This is a genomic window from Arthrobacter sp. M71 S08 (assembly GCF_059089725.1).
In genome coordinates, this window is sequence record NZ_JBNHEY010000001.1 from 404,650 (window position 1) to 422,203 (window position 17,554).

Genomic DNA, 17,554 nt, shown 5'->3' on the forward strand with positions numbered 1-17,554 from the left:
CCGCCTATTTCTCCCAGGGAGCCTTCACCGGGAAGTACTTCTCCAGGAAGTCCGTGACAGCATGCGCACGCTCCTCGGCCGGGATCTCCGGGAAACTGCCGTCATTGAGGCAGAACAGGTCCATATTGCGCTTGTCCAGCAGCTTGTGAAGCTTTCGCAGCCCGGAGCGCATGGTGGTATCGATGTACTTCACTCTCGCCGATTCCTGTGTCACGGCACGGCCGGTCAATAGGGCGTAGTAGTGGTACAGCGAATTGGTGACGGAGATGTTGTCCTTGGCGCGGAACTTGGACGCGGCCGTCGCCGCGAACTCGGCCTCGAACTCGTTTTCCATCTCGATCAGAACGCTCTTGCGCAACGGAGCCGCCGTGTGCTCGAGATGGCGTGTGGTGATCCGCCCGAAGCGCTCGTGGAGGAGCCGACGGTTCACACGGGCAGCGTTTTCGAATCCGCTCCTTTCGGCGTCGTTCTCGCCGAGCCCAATGCGCGTGTCCGCCTGAATGAACTTCGTGATGCCGCCGGGGGAGAAGAACATGTCCGGTCCCACCGGGCGTCCGAAGAACATGTCGTCATTGGAGTAGAGGAAGTACTCGGACAGGTCCGGGATATGGTGCAGCTGGCACTCGACCGCCTGCGAGTTGTAGGTCGGCAGTACTGATGGGTCCTTGAAGTGCTCCTCGGAAGGGACCAGCGTCACCGATGGGTGGTCCGCCAGCCATTCCGGACGCTCCGAGTCTGTGGCGATGAAGATGCGGCGGATCCAGGGCGCAAACATGTAGACGGAACGCAGCGCGTACTTGAGTTCGTTGATCTGGCGGTACCGCGCCTCGTGATCATCTCCCTCGCCCACGACGGCGTTCTTCATGCGGGCAGCCCGTGCTGCCAGGTACTCGGGTGAACTTCCGTCGACCCAGGTGAAGACCAGGTCGATCTCGAAATCGATGTCCGTCGCGTGGTCCGCGAACATGTTGTCGATCGTCGGCCAGACCAGCCCGTGGCGGGTTACGGAGCCGCGCACCACTTCATTCGAGGGCAGGGTGCGCCGCGTGAGGGAGTTCTCCATGGGAAGCTCGATGCGGTCACCGTCGAGGGACCAGAGTTCGATCTGCACACCTGCAGAAGGACCGAACGTCAGTCCGCCGATCGGTTCGATCCGGGGACGGAACAACCGGAAGATCCGGGCCTTCTCGCTCGGGGAGAGGGCGCCGTCAGCCACCAGCAGCGTGGTCCGCCGCTTCGTGTCCACGGTGCGCGAGTAGAACGGCTCGTTGCGGCACGCCTCCACGAGTGCCTCCCGCAGCCGCTCGCGGTGTTTCAGGTCAACCGCGACGACGGGGCGTTCATCATTGCCGCGGACCAGCAGGTACTCGATGCCGGCGCGCTCCAGCGCCTCCCGGACAAACAGCAGGTCTTCCACCATTGCCTGGTGCGGCGTTGTATCCGTGTTGATGAGGGCGAATCTCCGCTTGACTGTGGTGATGTCATCGCGGTCGCTCAGTCTGGCAACGGCAGCGCTGGAGGCGGACTCGAGCAGCTCGGTGTCATTCTCGGCTTCCGGGGCGCCGAAGTACACATCATGCTGGGCGGCAGTATCTGTAATGGGATCCTCCAACGGTTGTCACAAAGGCGGTGATGCCGGTGCATTCGCAGATTGCTTGCACGGCTGCTGCTCCAATGATAAGCCTGCCTAGAGGGACCCCGACCTATCCTGACGCACCTCACGCGGGTGCCTTGCAAAGGAGGACACCATGGCAGACGTGACTTTCACTGCACTGTTGAGCCGGCAGATTGGAAACGAGTTTGCGGCTTCGCAACAGTACTTGGCGATCGCAGTGTGGTTCGACGGACAGGATCTGCCGCGCCTCGCCGCGCACTTCTACAGGCAGTCGCTGGAGGAGCGGAACCACGCCCTGATGATGGTTCAGTACATGCTTGACCGGGGCCACGATGTGCGGATCCCGGGCGTGGAACCGGTGAAGAATGACTTCACGTCCGTCGTCGAGCCGATCGCGCTCGCCCTGTCCCAGGAGAAGCAGGTGACCGCCGATATCGAGGCGATGTTCGCCCAGGCCCGGGCACAGACCGACGCACTCGGGGAACAGTTCATGCTCTGGTTCCTGAAGGAACAGGTGGAGGAGGTCGCCTCCATGTCCACCCTCCTGGCCATCGTTGAGCGAGCGGACAACCTGTTCGACGTCGAGAACTACCTTGCCCGCGAAACCGTTGGCGACGCAGGCAAGGACCCGAATATGCCGCCCACGGCCGGAGGCGCCCTGTGACTCTGAGGCCATTCCCGACTGACTGGCAGCGTGCGCTTGTGCTCATGGCACACCCGGACGACCCTGAGTACGGCACCTCCGCCGCGGTGGCCGAATGGATCTCCCAGGGCAAGGAGGTCCGCTATGTGCTGGCAACGCGTGGTGAGGCCGGGATTGCGGGGCTCCCGCCGCAGGAGAGCGGGCCGTTGCGTGAGGGCGAGCAGCGCACGGCGTGTGACCGGGTAGGTGTCGACGTTCTGGAATTCCTTGACTACCCGGACGGGCGCCTGACGGAGTCACTGGATCTTCGCCGCGATCTGGCAGGGGCCATCCGCCGGCACCGGCCCGACGGCATCGTGACGCTGAACCATGGCGACACGTGGGGACCGGGAATGTGGAACTCGGAGGATCACCGGGCGCTGGGCAGGTCGGTCCTGAACGCCGTCTCAGACGCGGCCAACGAATGGATCTTTCCAGATCTGGAGGGCCCGCGACACCAGGTGAAATGGACTGCCATCCTGAGCATGAATCCGACGCATGCCATGCCGGTCAGCGAGCAAAGCGTTGAGAAAGCCATCCTGTCCCTGGCCGCGCACTCGAAGTACCTGCAAGCCCTGGACAGCCGGCCGGTGGAGGAACAGGCCACCGAGCAGGTCCGCTCTGCCACGAGCCGGAACTCCGGAGGCAAAGGGGGCCCTGCGGTCGGCTTCGAGCTGTACGGCCTCCCGTACAGCTAACCCCTTGTAGCCATTGCCTCGACCGCATAAAAGCGGCGGGGATCCTGCAGCAGCGCCGGATACTCAAAGTCGCTCCGCCGCAGCCAGCCCGAGAGGGAGATGGGGCGACGCGCCGTTCCCGGTGCGTCGTCGTCGTCCGCGGCGTTCTCGATGGTCAGCGGACCGAGCGTGCCGCGTTGCAGGCGGGCACCGCCCTCCACCACGACGGCGGCGGCATCCCCTTCGCGGGCAAGTTCAGTGAAGGCGGCGTACTGGCGGGACCACTTCGGCACGGCGCGGCCGGCCGGCGGGTGTCCGGGAAGGAGCAGCGCATCGCCGTCGGAGGTGTCCAGGGGACCGTGCCAGATCCAGAGCCGCTCACCGATCGGCTCGACCGGGATGAGTTCAAGCTCCGGCTCCGGCCAGGAGTAGGGCAGGTCCTCGGGGACGCCCGGGAAACGTTCCCGGTAGAACCCGGGCGCCTTCTGGATGAGGTTCGACTGATGACTCAGATGGACCTCAGGGTTCCCGACCCACGGGGGAAGGGCAGGTTCGGGTCCCGTGCCCGCCTGGAACGCTGCGGCGGAATCGGGGGCGAACTCGCTGATCAGCGCCGCCGTGCTGTCAGCGTGACCGCGCGAGACCCACTCCTGGACCATCGCCAGCCCGTAGACAGTGAGCGCGGGTACGTATCCCATCCACATCCTGGTAACCGGATGGCTGCGCCAGCCGTAGTCGGGCAGAACCAGGGCACGCAGGATCTGCAGTGTCTCAACCCGCTGCTTGCCGAGCCTGGCCTGATCAAGTACGGCGGCGCTGGCGGCGAAGTCGGGATAGGGCAGGAAGGTCTGCATGCGGCCAGTGTGCCACATTCGCCAAGCCCGCTTCCTGGCGTGTGATACCTCGTTTGCCTGCTCTGCCGGGCCCCTTAGCGGAGGGCGTAGGTGCCGCGCCGGCTCACCGGCGTCCGGCGGTGCACCTCCATTGCCTCCGTGTAGTAGGACAGAAGCTGCTCGCATAGTACCGGCCACGTACGGCCCTGGACCGCGGAGTAGGCCGCGCGGCCGAAGGCCCGACGTTTCGTGTCATCACCCAGCAGGTCCATGACCCCGGCGTGAAGCTGGTCCAGTTCACGCGGCGGATACAGCCAGCCGGTCCTGGACGAATCCACCAGGTCCAGCGGCCCGCCGCGCCCCACGGCGACAACCGGAACTCCTGACGCCATCGACTCCTGGATGGTCTGGCAGAACGTCTCCGATTCGCCCGGATGGACGAAGATGTCGAAGGACGCCATCATCCGCGCCAGCGCGTCCCCGGACTGAAACCCTGCGAAGTGCGCGCCGGGAAGTTTCTGCTGGAGCGACTCCTTCGCCGGCCCCGACCCGATGATCACCAGCTTCGTCCCCGGGATGGCGTCGAGGCCTGCGAGGTCCTCGACCTGTTTCTCGGCTGCAAGCCGGCCGACGTAGCCGATGATCTTCGAGCGGGACGTCCGTCCCGCCAGGACACTGCGGCGCCAGTCGTCGTCGCGCTTGGCAGGCGTGAATCGTGCGGTGTCAACACCGCGGCGCCAGAGCCGCAGCCGGGGGATTCCCCGCGAGTCGAGCTGGTTCAGCGCGAACGACGACGGCGCGAGCGTCAGCGTCGACGCTTGATGAATGTTCTCGACGCGCTGCCACAGCATGTTCTCCAGCCACGGCACACCGTACCGGGCGGCGTAGGCAGGAATCTCCGTCTGGTACACGGACACGGTTGGCAGGCCCAGCTGCGCGGACGCCTGCACCGCGCGCCAGCCCAGCACGAAGGGGGAGGCCACATGGACGACGTCGGGCGCGAAGTCGGCGAGGATCCGCCGCACCCTGGCCACGGTCCCGGCCGCGAGCCGCACATTTGCGTAGCCCGTCAGCGGAACCGACGGCAGCGTGACCACGGGGAAGCCCTCCACCGAGGCGGGCGCTTCATTTCCCGGGGACCCGGTTTTGTCCAACCACGACGACGACGGCGCGATCACGAGCACGTCATCACCCCGGCTTCGGAGGTGGGCCAGCACCTTCAACAGGGAGTGGGTCACCCCGTTCATGTGCGGAAGGAACGATTCGGCAACCACGGCAACTCTCACGCCACCGATGCTGGCACCGCGGTCTGTGCACGCGGCGAGCGGGAGGTTGCGCCCGGGTGAACTCTGGCTCAGTAGGCGGTGTACAGCTCGCCGACCGGCAGGGAAGCCTCGAGCCGGTTGTCGGTTCCGGGGAGCGGGCACGCCCAAGCCTCGTCATAGGCACACGACGGGTTGTAGGCGAAATTCAGGTCCACGATCAGGCGTCCGCCGCGCTCGCCGAGGTGCGCACCCTTGATGGTGTCGAGCACGTACCGGCCGCCGCCGTAGCTTCCGCCCTCTACACCGGATGAGCCATCACGGAGCGGAAGGAACAGCCCGCCGCCGTAGGACCTCAGCCGCCACAGCGCGAGGCGGCCGACGCCGTCGAGCGCCGCGGTGCCGAGCCGTTCGAACGGCACCACTCCGTCGGTACCCGAGGGCACCTCCATGAGTTGGCCGGCGCCGTCGTCGTCTATGTCAGCCTCGAAGCGGAAGTCCGCGTTGTAAGGCGCGACGCTCAGGCCGGCGAAACCCTGCTGTACCGAGGGAGAAAGCGGTGACGCCGGGTGGCCGGAGAAAAGTCTGTCGCGGCCGGTGCGCCAGTGGGCGTGGGCAAGCGCGGGAGAACCAGCGGCCGCCGCATCACGGACTTCCTGGTATAGCGCGAACACCTGACGGCGCCAATCAGCGGTGTCCAGGGCTGTTGCTGCATGCGACATGGACACCAGCGTAACTGTTGCCCGACGTACTGTATCTAGGGTGACAATCGCGCTGTTCATCCTGGTGCTCGGCCTCATTGTGGTGGGAGCAGTCGCCCAGCGCATCGCCGGGCTGGGGTTCGCGCTGCTGGTTTCGCCGTTTCTGGTATTGATCCTCGGCCCGCACGAGGGCATCCTCCTGGTCAACATCTGCAGCGTGGTGTCGGCCACCCTCATTGTTCCGCGGGTGTGGAAGAACATTGACTGGAGCATGTTCCGCTGGCTTGCCATTTCCGCAGTGTTTGGTTCAGTGGGCGGCTCATTCGCGGCCGCCGCGCTGCCGAGCGCGCCGCTCGCGGCGACGGTCGGCGCCGTGGTGCTCACCGGACTCACTGTCTCGCTCCTGCTCCAGCGCTCCTCGGTGGTGGCCACCGGGAACCGCTCTAAAGTCGTAGCCGGTTTCACGGGGGGCCTGACCAACTCCATGGCGGGCGTCGGCGGGCCTGCCATCAGCGCATATGCGTTGATGGCCCGGTGGCCGCAACGCTCCTTCGCCGCAACGCTTCAGCCGTTCTTCGCCGTGGTCAATTCGGTCACGGTGCTTGTGAAGCTCCTCATCGACCCCGGCCAGGTGCCCCCGCTGGAGACCTGGATGTGGTTTCTCATCCCGGTGTCGATCGTCATCGGAATCTTCACGGCGGAGCGGCTGGCTTCGTATATCCATGATCGCCACGCCCGCTTCGCCGTCATCGTCATCGCCTTCCTCGGCGCGGCAACGGCACTGATCAAGGGTCTCGTCGAGCTGCTTGCCTGAGCCTCAGGCGCTCGCCGGGCTCGAGCGTGAGCTACCTCGCCGAGTCGTTCAGAGGCTGGTGCCGCCGCCGATGGCACGATGGAGGGGATGAAACTCCCCACAAAGCTCCGTGCGCTGCCTATGCCCCTGTGGCTGCAGGGCGTCTTCGAACTGGGACAGGCTGCGGTGATCTCCGCGCTGATCGTCCTGGTCCCTCTCGGCGCAGTGTGGCTGACGGGCGGGTTCGCCGGACGTGACGCGACCGGAACACTGCAGCTCGCTGCCCAGGCCTGGCTGGTGCTGCACGGTGTGCCGCTTCACCTCGCACTTCCCGACGGCGGTATCGGCCTTTTGTGGACGGTTCCCCTCGGATTGACGCTCATTCCGTTCCTCCTCGCCTGGCGCGCGGGCCGACGCCTGGCACGCGCTTCCTACACGGACCAGCTGTGGCAGGCACTCCTCGGAGCTCTGGCCGTCTATGCCCTTGTCGGTGTCGGCGCCGCCTACCTGGCGGACGACGGCGCCACCTCGGCACCGCTTGCGGCCGGCGCCTGTGTGCCGCTCATCGCGGCCGGAGCAGGCCTGATCATCGGCGCGTACCGTGAGGCCGGATCGTGGGGGCGCCTGATCGGCGTGGACCTGGTGGAGTGGATCGCCACCACAAGCCAGCACTCCCGGTGGGCGGGATCCTATGTGTGGTCTGCGGTGCGTGCGGCGTGCCTTGCCGTGATCTCCGCGCTGGGCCTGTCTGCACTCCTGCTCGCTGTGACGCTGGCGCTTCACTGGGCCGCAATCGCCACCATCTACCAGAGGCTGGATGCGGGCATAGTAGGCGGCGCCGTCGTCACCATCGGTCAACTGGGCTTCCTCCCCAACCTCGCGGTCTGGACACTTGCCTGGTCTTCCGGCGCCGGGTTCGCCCTGGGAACCGGAAGCTCCATCAGCCCGCTGGCGACGACTGCCGGACCGCTTCCGGCGCTGCCCATCCTTGGAGCCGTTCCGTCCGGCCCGCTCGACTACGGGATGGCCGCGCTCGCGCTGCCGGTTGTGGCGGGCATACTGGCCGGCTGGTGGTTCTTCCGCGAGGGTGAAAACCATTTTGATGAGTGGCTTCAACTGAAGGTGGATACACGCTGGTTCACCGCGGCGGGATCAACCCTTGCGCTCGGATTGTTCGTAGGAGTGCTGGCCGGAGCAGGCACGGCCGTGCTCGCACTCCTTTCCCGCGCCTCCGTAGGCGTTGGCCGCTTCGTCGATATCGGTCCGGACCCGCTGTGGGCTGGACTGTGGATCGCTGCGGAAGTGGGCGTCGGCGTCGTCGTCGGTTATGCGGCCGGTCCGCTGCTGGAGCGGGAGCGGCAGTAGCCGCCCGCCTGTTCCGGGGATCGCTGTCGCTGTTAGGACGCTAGGACGTCGACCAGCGGCTTTCCTGGTCGGAGGTGAGCGAACGCGGCTCCAGCAGGCCGCTGAGGTTACGCAGGTCGTCTTCGCACTGCTGCTGCGCCTTGGACGTGAGCGCTGTTGCCATGCATTTCTCATAGCGCTCCGTGATGGGCCAGAGCGCAATGGCGGCACCGGTGCCGATGGTCAGCATGAGCGCGGCAATCAGGCCTACCGTCGTCGACATCCGAACCAGGGCGGGGGCCTTCTGCCGCACTACTCCCACCATTGCGATGATGCCGACGGTCAGGGCAGCCAGCGCAAAGACGAGCCCGAGCACCTTCCACGGCAGCGGAAAGTTCGAGCCTAGGAGGGAGCCAAAGAGTAGAAGGATGAAGGCGCGCAGCAGGGTGCGGGTCGACGCGATCTCCTTCTCCGACGGCGGTGGAGACTGCTGCGACGGCTTTGCAGGCCTTGCCGCAGGATCGGAGGAAGGGCGTTTCTTCATGCTTCAACCCTAGAACAGTGGCAGTGCCACCGCGTCCACACCGGCAAGTAGCGCCTCCGGGCCCTCCCACACCCCGCTTCGCCCCGGCGCGGGTCTCTCGGCCAGTAGGCTTGGATGCATGCGCATCGTTGTCCTCGTTTCCGGCACAGGCTCCAATTTGCAGGCGGTGATCGACGCCGTGCAGGCCGGGAATCTGCCGGTGGAGATTGCTGCCGTCGGCGCGGACAGGCCGGGAACCTACGGGGTGGAACGGGCTGCGGCAGCGGGCATCCCCACCTTCGTGGTGGATTTCAAGCAGTACGGCAGCCGTGCGGAGTGGAATGCGGAACTGACCGAGCGCACGGCCGCTTTCGAACCCGATTACGTCATCTCCTCGGGGTTCATGCGAATCGTGGATCAGAGCTTCCTCGACCGGTTTCCCAACCGGTACCTCAACACGCACCCGGCTCTGCTTCCCAGCTTTCCCGGTGCCCACGGAGTACGCGACGCGCTTGCCTACGGTGTGAAGGTCACCGGTTGCACGGTGATGATCGCCGACGCCGGGGTGGACACGGGTCCCATCCTCGCGCAGGTGGCGGTGCCGGTTCTCGATGACGATACCGAGGACACCCTCCACGAACGCATCAAGGTCCAGGAGCGGGCCTTGCTCATTGAGACCCTCCGCGATCTCGCCCTAACGCCGTCGAGCCGGCGGAAATGACTGGAATCCCGCAGGAAAGCCGGTCATCCCCGCCGACTCGACGCCGGAGGAGCAGGGAACTTACTCCACGGTGATGATGTGCGTGCGGTGGTCGTAGGTGAATGTGACCGGGCCGCCGTCGTGCACAAGGCTCAGGTTGCCGCCGTTGCGGACGCCGCCCTCCCCGTAGTTCTCATCCCAGCCCTTGTTGATCGCTGCCTTGTACTGGTAGGTGCCGGCAACGAGGTCCACTGTGAGCCGCCACAGGCCGTCCTCGCCGAGCGTCATCTGCGCCAGGTCGCAATCGGGCAGCCAGTCAGCCGCGCAACCCATCTCGGAGTTGAGGCTGCCGGGCACGGACACAGCGCCGGGCTGCACAACCTCGGGCTCGCCGACGGTGACCGTCCGTACATTGCTGACCGACCCACCGAGCACCGCCCGGTACTGCAGCTGCGTGTCATGAGGCAGGCCGAGGGCTGAGATGTCATCGGTCAGGGTGTATGCGGGGGAGGAGCTGTCGGAACCGATCTGCTCCCACTCGCCGCCGTCCACGCTGCGCTCGAAGGACACCACATGGGTAGCCTTCTCCGGGTCCGCCACAGCGCTCAGCTCCACCGAATCGCGTACGCGGCCGTCTTCCTCCGGTGCCTGCAGGGTGACGACCGGTGCGGGGGCTTCAGCGGCCACGACGCCGCTGCCGGCGGTGTGGCCCCTGTTGTCCAGAACGACAGCGCGGTACTCGAGCGGCGTGCCGGGATCAAGAGCGGCGACGTCATGGAAGACGCGGTACGGCGCGTTGTCGTCAGTTCCAATCGGAGTCCAGTCCCCGCCCGCCGTGCGCGCTTCGAAGGAAACCTGGTAGAAGGAGGAACCGTCGACGTCGGCTTTAACGAGCATGCGCCCGTTGTCGTCTGCCGTCGGGGCCGGCTGGGTGAGACTGATCCCGGGTGCGTCCTTCGACGCCGGAATGCGGCCGGATGCTTCATAGACGACGGCAGACAGCGGCGGAACGGTGACGGTGATATTGCCGTTCCGCGCCGACTTCACCCGGTTCTCTCCCTCGCCGTAGATCGACTTGAACGTCCGTGAGGGCATGTAGGTCGGGACTTCGGCGGTCTGTGCTTCCTCGCTGTTGTTCAGCGCGACGACGTACTCGCGTTGGCGCTCGGTGTCGATCCGCGAGAAGGCGTAGATTCCGGCTCCTTCGGACGCGTAACGGTGCTGGTGTGCTCCGTTGCGCAGCGCCGGGTGGTCCCCGGTGATCGTTGCGAGGCTGCTGACGGTCTGGTACAGCGGGTGCTCTGTGTCGAAGTTGTCCTGCGCGTGGGTTGCCTCAGTGCCCAGGAGGTCATCGTCAAGGTAGTCGGGCACCTGACTGGCGAACAGGGTCTGGCGGGCATCCTGGTCGCCGCCCGGACCCGTGAAGCCCTGCTCGTCGCCGTAGTAGATGACGGGGTTGCCGCGCGAGAAGTACATGAGCTCATGCGCCAGTTCATCGCGGGCAAGCAGTTCATCCTCCGCGGCATCGGGGTTGTCTGCGGCGACAAACCCGCCGATGCGGCCCATGTCGTGGTTGCCCAGGAAGGTGGGGAGGCTGTACGCGTTGGAGTCGGCATCGGTGTACCAGTCGTCGCCGATGAAGAACTGCTCCAGTTGCCGTGCGTCGGCACCGCGGGAGGCGAAGCTGCGGGCAGCGTCCTGGAACGGGAAGTCGAGCACGGACTGCATGGAGTTGCGGGTGGTGTACTGCGAGGTGAAGTCCTTCGTGGTGTCGTACACCTCCCCGAACATGAAGAACTCGCTCTTGCCCTGCTCATGGGCGAACTGGAGGACGTCAGGTCCGAATTCCTGCCAGAACTCGTCATTGACGTGCTTCATCGTGTCGATGCGGAAACCGTCGACGCCGAAGTCGGCAATCCAGGTCTGGTAGATGTCCTTCATACCGTCCACCACGACCGGGTGCTCGGTGAAGAGATCGTCCAGGCCGAAGAAGTCGCCGTAGTAGGCGTCCTCACCGGCGAAGGTTGTGTCACCACGGTTGTGGTAGAGCGTGGGGTCGTTGAGCCAGTCCGGAACCTTCAGGTCTTCCTCGCCCGGTTCCAGCACCGGCTGGTAGGGAAAGGAAACCGACGGATCGAGTGCCGGGAAGCTGTCACTGCCTGCAACGTCGCGGTCATCGAACGGTTCCCCGGCTGCGGTGCGGTAGGGAACCTCGTCCTTGGAGACGTACGGCTTGCGCGCACCCTCCTCGTAGCCGATGACGTCAGCAGTGTGGTTGGTGATGATGTCGAAGTAGACCTTCATGCCGCGGGCGTGAGCCTCATCGATGAGCGCCTTCAGGTCCTCGTTGCTGCCGAGGTGCGGGTCGATCTGCGTGAAGTCGGTAATCCAGTAGCCGTGGTAACCGGCTGAGGCGTCCTCCGGCTGGACGGCCTTGTTCTTGAAGCTGGGTGTCAGCCAGATGGAGGTGGTGCCCAGGCCCTCGATGTAGTCGAGCCGATCCAGCAGGCCCCTGAGGTCACCACCGTTGTAGAAGCCTTTTCGGGTGGGGTCGAAACCGGACACCATCGGGTCGGGGCCGAGGCCGCCGTCGTCGTTGGCTGTAGTGCCGTTCGCGAACCGGTCAGCCATCACGAAGTAGAAGTTTTCGTCTGTGACCGGCGCGCGCAGCGATTGCTGAGCTTCGGCGGTGTCAGCTGGGGCGGGTTTCGCCTGTGCGGGTAGGGCGGTGCCGGTGGCGGCGAGCAGGGATGCAAGCACGACGGCAGTGGCGTTGCGGGCAATCATGAGACCTCCAGGGAGAGTGAAGAACCCTCATAGCGTGTCTCAGATCACATTTAGGTGTCAAATCAAATGCGGGCTCCGCGGGTTTCCGGTGCGTTGAAGGCCATCCAGAGCACGGCGACAAGCACCAGCAAACCGGTGACCGCGAAGGTCAGCGGCAGCCCGAGATAGGGCCACAGCAGGGACCCGAAAATCAGCGGCACGAGACCTGCACCCACCCGTGACACGGTCGAAGCCCAGCCGAACCCCGACCCGCGCAGCTCCGTGGGGTACAGCTCGGATACATACGTGTAGAGCACCGGAATCGCCACCTGAATGGTGAAGCCGAATGCCAGCAGCCACCCGGTTGCCACGGCAGGCAGATCGACGGTCAGGGCGAAGATCACCAACACGACGGCGGACAGCGGGCCTGATACCGCGAGGATCCACTTCCTTCCCACCCGCTCAACGAGCAGCGCGGCAGCAACGACCCCGAGGAACCCGATTCCGGTCATGCCTGCCGTCGTCAGGAAGGCCACGGACTGGCGGTATCCCGATGCGATGAGGATCTGCGGCATCCACGTCAGGGCGCCGTAGTAGACCAGAAGGATCGACAGGAACAGGCCCCAGGCGGCGAGGGTGATACGCCAGTTGAAGCGCCAGAGTGCCGTGAACTGGCCCGTCAGTCCACCGAGGGTGAGCCGCGGATCATCAACGGCGGCAGGCAGCCGCCACTCGCGCACGGTTGCACCGGTGCTCTCAACGAGCCGGTCGATCACGAGCTTCGCCTCCGCGGTTCGTCCCCGCTGCACGAGGTAGAGCGGCGACTCAGGAACCGAGCGGCGCACCCAAAACACGAGCAGGGCGGGCAGCACCATGACCAGCATCAGGTAGCGCCAGTCACCGAACGCCGCAATCAGGAGCGCTGAGACTACACCGCACAGTCCCGCGCCGATGGGCCACCATCCGTCCATGGCGGTAAGCACACGGCCGCGGTGCTTCCGCGGCGCGAACTCTCCGACCAGTGCATAGTCCACGGGGATACACCCGCCCAGACCGAAGCCCGCGATGAAACGGAAAATGCAGAACCACACGAGGTCCCCGGACAGCGCACCGAGCACTGTGAAGATGGAGAAGATCAGCAGCGTTGCCGTGAAGGCTTTCTTCCGACCGATGATGTCTGCAATTGAGCCCCACGCGAAAGCACCCACGGCCATGCCGATCAGGTTGGAGGTCCCAACCCACGCAGCCTGACCCCGCGTCAGTCCCCATTCCTCCGACAAAAGCGGGATGAGGTAGCCATTCAGCGTGACGTCCCAGGCGTCGAACATGAACCCGAGGCCGCCGATCAGGAAGATCTTGCCCTGCACACGCCATCGCCACGGCAGGTCCTGAACCACCTGGTCGCCGGTGGGAAGATCGGTAGAAGTGCTCAAAATTCCGTCCTGACAGCGCCGCCTTGGCGCGGGCTCGCTCGTTGCGAATAACTCGAACACCATACCGCCGCTGCCGCGAGCGGCTTACGCCGATGCAGACAGCCCGTAACCGAGTTGCGGCGCCGAAGGTCTCAAGGCTGCGGTGTTTTAGACTGGGGACGATCCCACAGCACTCATTCCTTTGGAGACCTGCGTGACACTAACCAACCTTGACCGTGTTCCGATCCGCCGCGCGCTGATCTCCGTCTATGACAAGACCGGGTTGGAGGAACTCGCTCAGGGGCTGCATGGCGCCGGCGTGCGAATCGTATCCACCGGGTCCACTGCGAAGACCATCGCTGCAGCAGGCATACCCGTGCAGCAGGTCGAGGAAGTCACCGGTTCTCCCGAGATGCTCGACGGCAGGGTCAAGACCCTGCACCCGCGCGTGCACGGAGGAATCCTCGCTGACCGCCGTGTCGCCGCTCATATGGACACTCTGTCCGAGATGGAGATAGAGGCCTTCGACCTGGTCGTGGTCAATCTCTACCCGTTCGTTGAGACCGTGCGGTCGGGTGCCTCGGCAGACGACGTCGTCGAGCAGATTGATATCGGCGGTCCGGCGATGGTGCGCTCCGCCGCGAAGAATCACGCCGCGGTGAGCATCGTGGTGGATCCGTCGTTCTACGGCAACGTTGTCCGCGCCGCCGGGGAGGGTGGTTTCGATCTGAAGACCCGCCAGCGGTTGGCCGCCCGCGCGTTCGCGCACACCGCTGCCTATGACAACGCGGTCGCCACTTGGACTGCAACCCAGTTCCAGGACGAAGATGACGACGGCGTCATCGACTGGCCTGCCTACGCCGGCCTCGCGCTGGAGCGCTCCGAAGTGCTGCGCTACGGCGAGAACCCGCACCAGCAGGCAGCGCTGTACGTCGATAAGGCTGCACCCGTAGGAATTGCACAGGCTGACCAGCTGCATGGCAAGGCAATGAGCTACAACAACTTCGTCGACGCCGACGCCGCCCTGCGTGCTGCCTTCGATTTCAGTGAGCCGGCCGTCGCCATCATCAAGCACGCCAACCCGTGCGGTGTGGCTATAGGTTCATCTGACGCCGCTGACCCCATCGCTGACGCCCACGCCAAGGCGCACGCGTGCGATCCGGTGTCCGCGTTCGGCGGGGTCATTGCAGCCAACCGCACCGTGACTGCCGGCATGGCCCGGACGGTGCAGGACATCTTCACCGAGGTTGTCATCGCTCCCGGATTCGAGCCCGAAGCCGTGGAGATCCTCTCCCAGAAGAAGAACATCCGCCTGCTTGCCCTTCCCGAGGGCTATGACCGCTACCCGACCGAGATTCGCCAGGTCTCCGGCGGTGTCCTTATCCAGGTCACCGACACCGTAAACGCCGACGGTGACAATCCGGAGAACTGGACGCTCGCGGCAGGCGAGGCAGCGGATCATGAAACGCTGGCGGACCTCGCCTTCGCCTGGACCGCGTGCCGGGCGGCGAAGTCCAACGCAATCCTGCTCGCCCGCGATGGTGCCGCCGTCGGCGTCGGAATGGGACAGGTGAACCGTCTGGATTCCTGCAAGCTCGCGGTGGAGCGGGCCAACACGCTCGCGGGTGAGAGCGGCGAGCGCGCTCGCGGGTCGGTGGCGGCGTCGGACGCGTTCTTCCCGTTCGCTGACGGTCTGCAGATACTGATCGACGCCGGTGTACGTGCGGTTGTCCAGCCGGGAGGGTCTGTACGCGACCAGGAAGTTATCGACGCCGCAAATGCGGCGGGCGTCACCATGTACTTCACTGGGGCGCGCCACTTCTTCCACTAAACCGGTACGTTAGAGACGTTGAAGCACCAACAGATTCAGCAAAAGAAGAGCCCCAGGGAGACGCCTAACAATGGCTAAAATCATCTATACCCACACCGACGAAGCGCCGATGCTGGCCACGTATTCGTTCCTACCGATTATCGAGGCTTTCGCGTCGACGGCGGGTGTGGAGGTGGAAACCCGCGACATTTCGCTGGCCGGCCGCATCATCGCAACGTTCAGCGACTACCTGACCGAGGATCAGCGCATCGGTGACGCGCTGGCCGAGCTGGGGGAGTTGGCCACCAAGCCCGAAGCCAACATCATCAAGCTTCCGAACATCAGCGCCTCCGTGCCCCAGCTGAAGGCGGCTGTCGCGGAGCTCCAGGGGCAGGGCTACGCCCTTCCCGATTACCCGGACAACCCCTCAAGCGACGAGGAAGCCGACGTCCGTGCGCGGTACGACAAGATCAAGGGCTCAGCGGTCAACCCGGTGCTCCGCGAAGGCAACTCCGACCGCCGCGCCCCCCAGTCGGTGAAAAACTACGCCCGCAAGAACCCGCACTCCATGGGTGCCTGGTCATCGGATTCCACGACCAACGTCGCGACCATGAGCGACGGCGACTTCCGGTCCAACGAGGAGTCGGTCGTCATGCAGTCGGATGACTCGCTGACCCTCCAGCATGTAGGCCAGGACGGCACCGTGAACGTCCTGAAGAAGGCGTTCCCGGTTCTCGCCGGTGAGGTCATCGACGGAACAGTCATGCGGGCAGCGGCGCTGGATGAATTCCTCGCCGCGCAGGTGGAGCGGGCAAAGAACGAGGACGTCCTGTTCTCCGCGCACCTGAAGGCAACCATGATGAAGGTGTCTGACCCGATCATCTTCGGTCACATCGTTCGTGCGTTCCTGCCCGAGGTCTTCTCGGCCTACGGTGAGCAGTTGCAGGCCGCCGGCCTCAGCCCGAATAACGGTCTTGCCTCCATTCTGAGTGGCCTTGAGAAACTGCCGTCGGGAACCCGTGAAGAGGTAGAAGCGGCCATCCGCAAGGGCATCGAGGACGGCCCGAAGCTCGCCATGGTGGACTCCGACAAGGGAATCACCAATCTGCACGTGCCCAGCGACGTCATCGTGGACGCCTCCATGCCCGCAATGATCCGCACCTCAGGCCACATGTGGGGCCCGGACGGAGAAGAGGCAGACATCCTTGCGGTACTGCCGGACAGCTCCTACGCGGGCATCTACCAGGTAGTGATTGACGACTGCCGTGCGAACGGTGCATTCGATCCCACCACCATGGGAACCGTGCCCAACGTCGGCCTCATGGCCCAGGCAGCCGAGGAGTACGGCAGCCACAACAAGACCTTCGAGATCGACGCGCCGGGCACGGTCCAGGTTGTCGACGGTTCCGGAAACGTTCTGATCGAGCACGACGTCGAGCCGGGCGATATCTGGCGCGCGTGCCAGACGAAGGACATCGCCATCCGCGACTGGGTCAAGCTTGCGGTCACGCGTGCGCGGGCATCAGCAACGCCGGCCGTGTTCTGGCTGGATGAGGAGCGTGCACACGACGCCAATCTCATCGCCAAGGTGCACGAGTACCTCAAGGAGCATGACACCGAGGGTCTCCAGCTCGAAATCCTCTCGCCGGTAAAGGCAACGGCGTTCACGCTGGAGCGGATCCGTCGGGGCGAGGACACCATCTCGGTCACCGGTAACGTTCTGCGCGACTACCTTACCGACCTGTTCCCGATCCTCGAGCTCGGGACGAGCGCCAAGATGCTCTCGATCGTTCCGCTGATCAACGGCGGCGGCCTCTTCGAGACCGGTGCGGGCGGTTCCGCTCCCAAGCACGTGCAGCAACTTGTCCGTGAGAACCACTTGCGCTGGGACAGCCTGGGTGAATTCCTTGCGCTCGCTGTCAGCTTCGAGCACCTGGCCACCACCGCAGGAAACGCTCGCGCGCAGATCCTTGCGGACACCCTGGACCGCGCCACGGCAACCTTCCTGTTGGAGAACAAGTCGCCGAGCCGGAAGGTCGGCGAAATCGACAACCGCGGCAGCCACTTCTACCTGGCGCAGTTCTGGGCGAAGGAGCTGGCCGGGCAGAGCGAGGACGCCGAACTGGCATCGGCGTTCTCCGCGATTGCAGAGCAGCTGACCTCCAATGAAGACACCATCGTGTCGGAGCTGCTCGCCGTCCAGGGATCTCCCGTGGACATCGGCGGCTACTACCACCCTGACATCGAGAAGGTCGTGGCCGTGATGCGCCCGTCGAAGAAATTCACCGAGGTTCTGTCGACTCTGGGCTAAACCTCGCCTGCTGGGAAGCCCCGCACCTGCGCCGTTCGGCGCAGGTGCGGGGCTTTTTGTATGTAAACGCATCGCCGAGTAGTCAGTGGGCTGTTTACATCCGATTGGTCAGCATGCTTTCCTAT

At 64.9% G+C, this 17,554-nt stretch carries 14 protein-coding genes; 7 read left to right on the plus strand and 7 right to left on the minus strand.

Going from position 1 to position 17,554, the window contains the following annotated elements; translation table 11 throughout:
• Nucleotides 1–4 precede the first annotated feature (4 nt).
• Entirely contained in the window at nucleotides 5–1,420 is a 1,416-nt protein-coding gene (locus AC5RTB_RS01940) for a stealth family protein (protein WP_494059747.1), read from the minus strand.
• A 328-nt stretch (nucleotides 1,421–1,748) separates the two neighbouring features.
• On the opposite strand from AC5RTB_RS01940, the gene AC5RTB_RS01945 reads away from it, so the two are divergent.
• Nucleotides 1,749–2,279: a ferritin gene (locus AC5RTB_RS01945; RefSeq protein WP_494059387.1), complete on the plus strand. Its 531-nt coding sequence runs from the start codon at nucleotides 1,749–1,751 to the stop codon at nucleotides 2,277–2,279.
• Nucleotides 2,276–2,995, plus strand: coding sequence for a PIG-L deacetylase family protein (locus AC5RTB_RS01950; protein WP_494059388.1), 720 nt, complete (start codon nucleotides 2,276–2,278; stop codon nucleotides 2,993–2,995). The genes AC5RTB_RS01945 and AC5RTB_RS01950 overlap by 4 nt, the downstream gene beginning before the upstream one ends.
• Here AC5RTB_RS01950 and AC5RTB_RS01955 read toward each other — a convergent pair.
• From AC5RTB_RS01955 to AC5RTB_RS01965, 3 genes are all read right to left on the minus strand, one after another.
• Nucleotides 2,992–3,828, minus strand: coding sequence for an MSMEG_6728 family protein (locus tag AC5RTB_RS01955; RefSeq protein WP_494059389.1), 837 nt, complete (start codon nucleotides 3,826–3,828; stop codon nucleotides 2,992–2,994). The genes AC5RTB_RS01950 and AC5RTB_RS01955 overlap by 4 nt on opposite strands.
• A 74-nt stretch (nucleotides 3,829–3,902) precedes the next feature.
• Complete coding sequence (locus AC5RTB_RS01960; protein ID WP_494059390.1) at nucleotides 3,903–5,093, minus strand: glycosyltransferase family 4 protein; 1,191 nt, start codon at nucleotides 5,091–5,093, stop codon at nucleotides 3,903–3,905.
• Nucleotides 5,094–5,161: 68 nt separating this feature from the next.
• Entirely contained in the window at nucleotides 5,162–5,791 is a 630-nt protein-coding gene (locus AC5RTB_RS01965; protein ID WP_494059391.1) for a DUF1684 domain-containing protein, read from the minus strand.
• Between the two features lie 40 nt (nucleotides 5,792–5,831).
• Here AC5RTB_RS01965 and AC5RTB_RS01970 point away from each other — a divergent pair, with 40 nt between their 5' ends.
• On the plus strand, nucleotides 5,832–6,584 hold the full coding sequence (locus tag AC5RTB_RS01970) for a TSUP family transporter (protein ID WP_494059392.1): 753 nt from the start codon (nucleotides 5,832–5,834) through the stop codon (nucleotides 6,582–6,584).
• A gap of 87 nt (nucleotides 6,585–6,671) precedes the next feature.
• Nucleotides 6,672–7,928 carry a cell division protein PerM gene (locus AC5RTB_RS01975; protein ID WP_494059393.1) on the plus strand — a complete coding sequence of 419 codons (1,257 nt, stop codon included), beginning with the start codon at nucleotides 6,672–6,674 and terminating at the stop codon, nucleotides 7,926–7,928.
• A 40-nt stretch (nucleotides 7,929–7,968) separates the two neighbouring features.
• On the opposite strand, the gene AC5RTB_RS01980 is transcribed toward AC5RTB_RS01975, so the two are convergent.
• On the minus strand, nucleotides 7,969–8,451 hold the full coding sequence (locus tag AC5RTB_RS01980) for a hypothetical protein (protein WP_494059394.1): 483 nt from the start codon (nucleotides 8,449–8,451) through the stop codon (nucleotides 7,969–7,971).
• 118 nt (nucleotides 8,452–8,569) lie between these two features.
• Between AC5RTB_RS01980 and purN the strand changes: the two genes are divergently transcribed.
• Nucleotides 8,570–9,151: a phosphoribosylglycinamide formyltransferase gene (gene purN / locus AC5RTB_RS01985; RefSeq protein WP_494059395.1), complete on the plus strand. Its 582-nt coding sequence runs from the start codon at nucleotides 8,570–8,572 to the stop codon at nucleotides 9,149–9,151.
• Between the two features lie 60 nt (nucleotides 9,152–9,211).
• Here the strand turns inward: purN and AC5RTB_RS01990 are convergent, their stop codons facing one another.
• Nucleotides 9,212–11,917, minus strand: a complete 2,706-nt coding sequence (locus AC5RTB_RS01990; protein WP_494059396.1) for an alpha-amylase family glycosyl hydrolase — start codon at nucleotides 11,915–11,917, stop codon at nucleotides 9,212–9,214.
• A gap of 62 nt (nucleotides 11,918–11,979) precedes the next feature.
• Nucleotides 11,980–13,329 (minus strand): MFS transporter, encoded by a 1,350-nt coding sequence (locus AC5RTB_RS01995; protein WP_494059397.1) that lies wholly within the window; start codon nucleotides 13,327–13,329, stop codon nucleotides 11,980–11,982.
• Between the two features lie 193 nt (nucleotides 13,330–13,522).
• On the opposite strand from AC5RTB_RS01995, the gene purH reads away from it, so the two are divergent.
• Both purH and AC5RTB_RS02005 read left to right on the plus strand, forming a co-directional pair.
• Nucleotides 13,523–15,139, plus strand: a complete 1,617-nt coding sequence (purH, locus tag AC5RTB_RS02000) for a bifunctional phosphoribosylaminoimidazolecarboxamide formyltransferase/IMP cyclohydrolase (RefSeq protein ID WP_494059398.1) — start codon at nucleotides 13,523–13,525, stop codon at nucleotides 15,137–15,139.
• Nucleotides 15,140–15,209: 70 nt separating this feature from the next.
• Nucleotides 15,210–17,429, plus strand: a complete 2,220-nt coding sequence (locus tag AC5RTB_RS02005; protein ID WP_494059399.1) for an NADP-dependent isocitrate dehydrogenase — start codon at nucleotides 15,210–15,212, stop codon at nucleotides 17,427–17,429.
• The last annotated feature ends 125 nt before the right edge of the window (nucleotides 17,430–17,554 follow it).